Here is an 8658-nt window from a genome sequence, read left to right as displayed (position 1 = left end):
TGATGATGGCAGAGAGGTCACACCCGTTCCCATACCGAACACGGAAGTTAAGCTCTCTAGCGCCGATGGTAGTTGGGACCTTGTCCCTGTGAGAGTAGGACGTCGCCAAGCAAGCTTAAGACGAGTCAGAATGACTCGTCTTTTTTGTATGCTTTCATACCTCTATCAATTGCATTTTTAACCCCTTCTAAATAAGAGAATCCATATTTTTTATCTGGCTCTAAGTAAGTTCCTTCCGCCCACTCGTTCCATGCGTTAATAAATAAAAACTCGCTGTTATAAAAAGAGTAAGTCCGATGAATTTGCTTGCTTAAATATATGGTGAACTTTTCAGGGGTAGAACCTACAAAGATGCTGCTATTTGCGTTTTTACGTCGTGCAGTATTATCCCAATCAACAAAAGCCCCGGGAAATGTTTTTTTCTTTGGGAGCGATCGTTGTAATATATACATCCATACTTTATCGTAGTCCCAAACATTTAATTGCATATCAGAATCATATATTACCTTATTTATGTCTGAAGAGCTATCATGGGCAATTGTATAGAAAGGTTCAAACTGAATGCTAGCATCGAATCCATTTATATTAGGTAGTGGAAAACTGTTTAATGTTTCAGCAAAGTATATACCTTTTAAACCATTTTCTCGCGCTAATGCATTCCAGTAATTAAGCATTTTTTCACAATCAGGAATATGTCCTGGACGATAAATAATGAATAGAGGTTTATCATCTATATAAATATATCTCTCATCCTGGAAAGCCTGTAATAAATAATCAAAGTGTTCCTTCCAATCAGATATATCTCCGTAGTCTTGAGGCATTAATATATGTTTATCGAGACCATCCCAAGATTTTGTCCATGGTTCATTTGCCCAAGAAAGACAAAAAGGGAAGTCAGGTTCCTTCATCTTTAGTACCTCATTAAAGGGTGTTTCTAATAGTCTTTTTCCCTTAAACCAGTAATGATAATAACAAAAACCATATATACCGTATGCTTTAGCGATTTCCGCTTGCCACTTTCTTACGGAGGGGGTAGTTAAGTCGTAATAAAAATCTTGATAAGGTTCCCTAGGTTGATAATGTCCTGAAAATAAAGGTCGTGCACTTTTAGTATTTGTCCATTCAGTAAATCCTTTCCCCCACCATCGATCATTTTCTTTAATTTGATGGAATTGTGGTAAGTAAAAAGCTATTATTTTCAAGTTATATCCCCCTCATGTTTTTCGTAGTTCAAGTGTTGGGAAGTTATTCTTGATTTGGTGAAGCAATTTTAAAACAAGAGATATGTTATCTGTTTACTGTTTTTTATGGTATGTATTGGATTTTTTTAAGCTTACTTAATAAGAGAGTATTAGGTAATTTGATATATAGCTGAAATAGAAAGTGCTTTTCGTCATGAAATTTATTACGTTGAATGAAAGGAATTAAATTTTTTGAAGGACAAAGAGGGCCTGTGGTAATCGATTTACATCATCAAAAAAGTCTTGTAGCTTTAAATATTTCTCATAATGATTTTCAATATAAGTCCTAGGTATAACAGTTTCTCCGTAAAAACTACTATTTCTAACATCCCCTGCACCAGTAGGACTGTGAACAAATTTGCCGTTTTCATAATCCGAGATGGCGCGATGTATATCTGGAAAAGCTTGAGATAAAGTTTTATGCCATCCTGTTTAAATTAATTCAGGATGTTCTTGGAATTGTTGACAAAAATCAAGAAAATAGCGCGCTTGTGTTGTTGCGATGAAGATTCCACCAGGGCGAAGAACTCTTGAAAATTCTTTTACCCAATTTTCGGCAGTTGCTTCGGATAAATGTGAGAATACAGAATAAGCGAATATGATATCTAATGAATTGTCACTAATAAATTCTACAGGGGGATGTGGACTTGCTGTTTTATATATCCCTCTTCCTAGTGTTTCATTACAAAGTGTGATCATCGCAGGATCGACATCAATGCCAAGTAAATTTTGATCAGAGGCATCTTTAAATAAGAAGCGTATAATTCTTCCCCATCCGCAGCCGAAGTCTAAAACTTTACTTTCTTTATTCAAGGGAACCCCTAAATTTTGGGCGTATTCTTTTATATGTCTATAAAACAAATATGCTTCGTAAAGAGCATGTTCATAGGAAGCACCTACAAATTGTTTTTGAATTTCTTCAGGAGGAAACCTAGGTACGGGAACCCCATTTATCGTTGTTTGTGAACAACTTTGTATAAATAAATTTAGAAGTTCGACATCAGATAGTGAATTAACAAGATGATCAAAATCACTTCCTAACTTAAATTTATTCATTTGTTAAACCTCCGAATTATATAGTGATTAAACTTTATTTTCTTGCTTTTTACTAATAAAAACATGTAAAAATTCAGCATCTAACCCTAGTGATCTATCCTTTTGTAAATAAACAATGGTATACATGTTTGCGTGTGTATAAATATATTCAATCATATCCTGCCCCCAATCGAACGTTACTAAAGATCCATTCTCATCAATAGGGTTTCCGTGATAAATGGGCTCTTCAATATATTCAATCACCTCTTGATTCATTCTTGCTCTTTGCACAGTTTTTGTGAGTGTATGATACCAAGGGACAGTAAATACATGAGCGCCGCCAGGTTTTAATACTCGTTCTATTTCTTTAAAGGCTTTGTTCGGCGTCATTACATGCTCAAAAACGTCTTGAGTAATGAATAAATCAAAAGATTCATTTTCAAAAGTCATGTCTTCTAAGTTCTCACATCTAATACCTTGAAAGTATTGGCCAAGAGGATAATTTCTAAAGTATTGAGAATAAGTATAGTTTTTACAGTTTTTTAATAGTAGCTGAGTTGTAATCCCTCCAGGAGAGGATTCGTGGATACTATAGGAATCCCATTTTGGAAAAAATGTATGCAAAGCATGGATTAAAGCTCGCTGCCTTGGTATAGAGTTACATGTAGAACATAAATAATGATCTCTAAGCCAATCATTATGCTCTATAAATGTAGCTTTCTTTTCGCAAATAACGCAGTACCCATTATTGTGTTTCAAATTGATTTCCACACGACATCCCTCCTATGTTAAATGCAATCTATTTATGGAAAGTATGATACACGTCAACAATCAGCGAAATCAAAGGGGGAATGGGGGAAAGTTAGGTATCTCTTAAAATTGCGATTAGGAGAAGGGAATAATCAGTTGAAGAGAACCCCCAATCGAATTAAAGTTTCACTTTATGCTATGCGATGCATCAGCTTTTATTCATGGGAAAATGTATAGACTTAAAATATCCCTTTCGTGTATGGGTACATTTCAAAATCCTGTGCGTATATTTCTGTAACTAAATCCATAGTTTCTTTATCATAAAAGCTTTCGTATGTTGGAAATCGTGGGAAGTCTGTATCTGTAATGCTAAGTTCTGCATAGCTCCCTGCATAAATCATCTTATGTGCGCGATGATGATCTGAATTTGTAAGAAGTGCTAAAGGGGATTTTATCAAATCGTACGTGTGTTCTAGTTTGGTAATTTGTGTATTAAAATCTTCTAAAGGAATATAACATTGGATGAAGTTTTCTTCACCAGGGACGTATTGTTGACTAAAATGTATATCTAACGCTAGAGAATTGGAGCTGAATGCCTGAACGTAATATAAAAATTGTTTAAATGATATTCCTTGATTACTATATTTGTCATTGTAAAAATAATGACGGATACTTTCCCATTGAGGGCTAGCATATGGGTTGTCAGCAAGTAATAGAAATGAGCTGACAGCCCTTGTATAGGGATTTCGCACAAGTTTACAAACATCCTTTTTACCCTCTAGAAGACCATTTTGTAACTCTGGTATGTAATTTGTATTGTTCTTATACACCCAGAACTCATAGTAATGAATAAAGTCATTGTATTTCTTTGCTTCAGTAAATAATCCGATTTGAAAAAAGAACCAATTAGCTAACGCGGTGCATCCGCTTCTATGACTCCAAAATAGTATAATCGGAAAGTCTTTATGGTAATGTGGAATTCGATCTTTATGTAGAATTACATGATTTAAAAGTTCTTGATTTATATTTTTCATGAGTTTCGCACTCCTTTTTTGAAAACCTTGTGTATTTAGAAGTTTTTTTATGGGTTAAACAAGTGAGGATTGTTTATTAAATATATTCATGGGGATGAGTAAATATTATGAGTGTTTTTGCAGTCAACCTGAATAAGGAAGCTATTCTGAAATGAAAATAGAAAATAAAGATAATGAAAATTTATAACAAACATACAATGATAAGAAGATGAATAATCGAAATGATCCAGTTTATTTGTGTATATTTTTAGGTTTGAAGACGGGAAAAATTTACTACTAGAGAGATGATATTATGAGGAAGAATAATTATTTAATAGTAGGTGGAAATAGTTTCATTGGTATCAACCTCGCATTGGGTTTATTGAAACAGGGGCAAAATGTAAAAGTATTTTCCAGACATATAAATAATTTTCCTCAAAATATTGTAAGTGAAGTTGAATTTATTAAAGGTGATTTAAAAAATGTTGAGGATATATATAAGGCTTTAGTGAATATAGATATTATTATTTATTTAGCTGCGACGTCTAACGTAGCAACTTCAATTGAAGATGTTTTCGGTGATATTAATAGCAGTCTATTTTTTCTTAATTTCATGGAAAGTGTTAAAGATTTTCGTATTAAAAAAATTATATTAGCTTCTTCGGGAGGCACAGTTTATGGTGAACCTGAATATTTGCCTATTGATGAGAAACATCCATTAAGACCACTTTCCCCGTATGGAATAACAAAAGTTTCGCTGGAGAATTATTTGTATTTTTATAAGAGAAAATATGGAATAGATTATGTTGTATGTAGATATTCTAATCCGTATGGAAAATACCAAAACCCCTTAAAAAAAGTTGGGGCGATAAATTGTTTTTTGTACCAGCATCTCAGTAATGAAAGGATTCATATATATGGGAATCCAGAGGAGATTATTAGAGATTATATTTATATCGATGATTTAGTTGAAATTACTATACAACTAGCACAATTAAATCAATTGAAATCTTGCGTATACAACATAGGGAGTGGCAAAGGTCTTTCTTTAAAACGAATTATAGTGGAATTAGAGAAAATAACAGAAAGAAAAGTGGATTTTATCTGTTACAAACAAAAACAAGAGAACGTTCAAAAAATCATTTTAAATATTGATAAGATAAAACAAGAATTGAATTGGGAACCTAAAATAGATTTTAAACATGGGATTAGATTAAATAAGCTATGGATTGAAGAGTTCTTATATAGTAAAAAACAATAACCCACACTCTACTTGTATAAGCAGAGTGTGGGTTATTATTTTACTTCTTTTTCTATAACCCAAAGGTCTTGATGTTCCCACCAAAATCCTTCAGTATACTTTTTGATAATTGGGTTATGGGGTAATAATTTAATTTTGTCACACACGTAAGAGGGACTAACTATCGTTTGTCCGTATTGATTCACATCTAAATCGAATTGTTCACTAGAAGAGAGAAACCAATAGCCCTTTTCATTTAAATTTGGAAACCCGAAGTATTTTTTGCTTTGATAGCCATGGGTTGTGAAAATGAATAAACCACCAGGTGAAACAGCGTTATACAATGTTTGCAGCCAACGAAACCAAGTTGTATCAGGCATATGAGAGAAAAAGGATAGACAAAAAACGATATCGTACGTAGAGGAGTCCAATTTTAACTGTTCAGGCTCAGGATGAGATAATATAGAAGAATTATTTAATTTGTTTTCAATAAAGGAAATAGCCTCTTCGTGTATATCGCAAGCGGTTATACTCAAATTCGCTTGTAGATTTAATAAATGACGTGTTACGCAGCCGTATCCGGATGCAAATTCTAACAATTTAATTGGATTGCCTGTAGGAGGATAAAGGGAAGTAATTAAGTTTAAGAGTATTTGTGCTGAGTTTTGCCCCTCTTTAAAGTAGTAATCTATCGCTTCTTTTTTTGATGGGAAGACGGGATTAGTGACAATGAACTGAAAGATATGATCCTCAGGATGGATACTTGCATTTACATTATAGCTGTGTGCGATTTGAGAAATTAAATCTTTATGTTCCTCTATAAAGTCTTTCAAAGAGTATTCCTCCCTTAAGTAATAGTAGCAACTTACAAGAGATATTGATGGCATAGAAAGCACAAGTTTAAATTTTTAAGTATGCTTTAAGATGCTTTCTATATGTATACATTTTCATTTTAGAAATGTCGTCGATAGTAAATCTTTCTTTAATGAAATTTTGCATTTGCACAACTTCATTGTAATGGGAGTATGAATCTTCTGTTCTTGTTACGCTATTTAAATGTCGTCTATGATAGTTTAAGGGGGCTGGATTGAAGTAAATATCTCCCTCTGTAAGAAGAGAAACATAGAAAAACCAATCACCAGCTATTTTGAACTTCTCTAACTGTTTTTCTGTTTTCTTCATATCTATATTTTTAAAAACTACACTTGAAACATTAGGTATAGTGTTTTTGATAAGTAACGTATCTTGTATTTCTTCGACGCCTTTTCGAAAATAGGGGCCTTTCCATTTTTCTTTATCGATATCATTTGTGTAATTTAAATAATGATTAGCCAATACATTTCCTTGTTCATCAATTTGTTTTGATTGTGTGTAACTTAAGGTAATATTGTTATTTATATAAAACCCCGGTATCACCTCTTGTAAAAATGTCTTATCGCATAAGTCATCGGCCTCTGCGATCCAAATATAATCACCAGTTGCTGCAGAGACTCCTTTTATCCATTGTTTAAATACAGAACCAGAGTTTTTATCATTAATAATCTGTTGAACCTTCAGGTGGGGCTTATTTTCTTTTGAGAGCAGCTTTTTAAAAGTTGATACGCTATGATCAGTGGAGGCATCGTCTAAGAAAATTAGTTCGTAAAGAGGGTAGGTTTGGTTTAAGATTGATTCGATTCGAGCAGGTAAGTATTTTTCATAATTATAGTTCGGTATGATTACACTTATCTTTTTGTAATTATGTTCGAGAAGATCTAGTAATTGATAAATGTAATTAAGAAAATTGAAGTTTTTTTCGATAAGTTCTTGGCCAAAGCTTCCCTTTTGTAATCGTAATCCCTCATCGTGAATAAATTCATATATTTTCTCTAGCATTTTGGGTAAATTTAAAAAATCTACTAAGGCACCAGTTTTTTCTGTAACAACATCCTCGAAACCTCCAGCATTTTTAAACCCTATAACAGGAAGTTTTGCATCTAATGCTTCTAAAACAACATTTGGAAAAGGATCTTCCCTTGAAGTTAATAAGTATAAGTCAGCCCCGGCGTTATATAATCCGATATCGGGAGTAGGATCGACTAATGTGAAATGTGCTTTATATTTAGGGGGCAGTGTATTCAGGAATTGAACGTCTGTTCTCCCTACCCAAATGAAATGAATATCCTTGTGAGTTTTTCGTACTGAGTAAGAGATAAGTGAGAATAAATCTATTCCTTTTCGATAATCTGCGAAGCCTACACCTAAGATGATTTTGCTATCTAGAGGCAGGTTAAGCTTCTTACGTAACTCATTTCTAGCTTTTGCGATATTGTTTTTATAAGGATTGTGGTTAAACAAACCTTGAGGGAGAATGTGACATTTTTGAGGATCCAATTCAGTGATTGTACGAAATTTTTCATATACGTATTGTGAAGGGAAGACAACTTTGTAAGCAAATTCAGCGATGTTTTTAGCTTTCCCTTCAGCAGAGTACTGTTGTATTAAATGCGGTAATTCATGTATTAATGAAACAACTTTTATATTGTGTCTAGCTAGTAATGCGACGATATCGCCACTTATGACAGTGCTACATATGGCGAGGGTAAAATCCTGTGATAATAAATCCTTTATTAATAATTCGACCTTTTCTTCTGTTTGATAACCTTGCTCGAGACAATAAACAGGACCGTACTTTTGAAAATCTGGAATTAAAATACCTGATCCAATAGAAATAATTGCAACAGAGTAATCAAAGTTTTCTTTAAGAGCCTTAATAGTATGTAAAGAAAGCAGCTGTGCTCCGTGGAAATGGGCATCATGGGATACATAAATTATCTTTTTATTAACATGCATTTCATAACGCCTCCTAAGTATATTAGATTTTAAAGGTAAAGAAGAGAAGTGTTTTATTTATAATCTCCCTAGAGATGAGCAGGAGGGAGGACGTACTAAAAGAAAAATACTATCCTTAATATATATTTACTTGGTCTCACATTCATTCTTTAGAAAAGTATTAGTATTAAGTTAGAGAGTGTAGGCTGCAGATTGTTAGTTTGAATACATAAGTTTAAGAAGTTATAAGGCTGTGTTAGAAATTAAGAGAGGGCAAAGCTTTTATGATTTATAAAATAAAAAAGATAAAAAGTATTGACGGTTGATCTACGGGGGTGTAATATAGGACAAGTCGCCGATGACATTAACGTCGAAAGCGACAAACGAAATGAAAAACTTAGTTGACATTGAAAGATGAAAATGTTAACATAAGGAAGTCGCAAATGAGCGGCCGAGTAGTTCTTTGAAAACTGAACGAAACAAACAACGTGAAACGTCAATTTTTATTTTAGATGCTAGACAAACTAACTTTATTGGAGAGTTTGATCCTGGCTCAGGATGAACGCTG

At 33.4% G+C, this 8658-nt stretch carries 6 protein-coding genes, 1 rRNA gene and 1 pseudogene; 2 read left to right on the top strand and 6 right to left on the bottom strand.

The window, feature by feature from the left end:
- A 5S ribosomal RNA gene (gene rrf, locus HMAS_RS27400) occupies positions 1-111 on the top strand; the annotation flags it as partial.
- 14 nt (positions 112-125) lie between these two features.
- On the opposite strand, the gene HMAS_RS27395 is transcribed toward rrf, so the two are convergent.
- The 4 genes and pseudogenes from HMAS_RS27395 to HMAS_RS27380 all read right to left on the bottom strand — a co-directional run bounded on the left by HMAS_RS27395 (position 126) and on the right by HMAS_RS27380 (position 4060).
- Positions 126-1202, bottom strand: coding sequence for a glycoside hydrolase family 99-like domain-containing protein (locus tag HMAS_RS27395; protein ID WP_000690995.1), 1077 nt, complete (start codon positions 1200-1202; stop codon positions 126-128).
- Between the two features lie 222 nt (positions 1203-1424).
- A pseudogene (locus tag HMAS_RS27390) lies at positions 1425-2297 on the bottom strand (methyltransferase).
- A gap of 27 nt (positions 2298-2324) precedes the next feature.
- Positions 2325-3047, bottom strand: a complete 723-nt coding sequence (locus tag HMAS_RS27385; protein WP_000405123.1) for a class I SAM-dependent methyltransferase — start codon at positions 3045-3047, stop codon at positions 2325-2327.
- Positions 3048-3265: 218 nt separating this feature from the next.
- Positions 3266-4060: a sulfotransferase family 2 domain-containing protein gene (locus tag HMAS_RS27380; protein ID WP_000790047.1), complete on the bottom strand. Its 795-nt coding sequence runs from the start codon at positions 4058-4060 to the stop codon at positions 3266-3268.
- A gap of 292 nt (positions 4061-4352) precedes the next feature.
- Here HMAS_RS27380 and HMAS_RS27375 point away from each other — a divergent pair, with 292 nt between their 5' ends.
- Complete coding sequence (locus HMAS_RS27375; RefSeq protein WP_001230834.1) at positions 4353-5300, top strand: NAD-dependent epimerase/dehydratase family protein; 948 nt, start codon at positions 4353-4355, stop codon at positions 5298-5300.
- Between the two features lie 35 nt (positions 5301-5335).
- Here the strand turns inward: HMAS_RS27375 and HMAS_RS27370 are convergent, their stop codons facing one another.
- Positions 5336-6112, bottom strand: coding sequence for a class I SAM-dependent methyltransferase (locus tag HMAS_RS27370; protein WP_000651243.1), 777 nt, complete (start codon positions 6110-6112; stop codon positions 5336-5338).
- Positions 6113-6179: 67 nt separating this feature from the next.
- Positions 6180-8111 (bottom strand): glycosyltransferase, encoded by a 1932-nt coding sequence (locus HMAS_RS27365; protein ID WP_000558369.1) that lies wholly within the window; start codon positions 8109-8111, stop codon positions 6180-6182.
- Between the last annotated feature and the right edge of the window lie 547 nt (positions 8112-8658).

It is taken from the genome of Bacillus sp. HMA207, assembly GCF_003402455.1.
In the GTDB taxonomy this organism is placed as follows: domain Bacteria; phylum Bacillota; class Bacilli; order Bacillales; family Bacillaceae_G; genus Bacillus_A; species Bacillus_A cereus.
The sequence above is the reverse complement of the archived record's forward strand: the minus strand, read 5'-3'. Positions and strand labels throughout refer to the sequence as shown.

Bases quoted from the DNA above. Each gene is read 5' to 3' on its own strand.
- HMAS_RS27380 (WP_000790047.1), bottom strand. From the start codon at position 4,060: ATGAAAAATATAAATCAAGAACTTTTAAATCATGTAATTCTACATAAA.
- HMAS_RS27375 (WP_001230834.1), top strand. From the start codon at position 4,353: ATGAGGAAGAATAATTATTTAATAGTAGGTGGAAATAGTTTCATTGGT.
- HMAS_RS27365 (WP_000558369.1), bottom strand. From the start codon at position 8,111: ATGCATGTTAATAAAAAGATAATTTATGTATCCCATGATGCCCATTTC.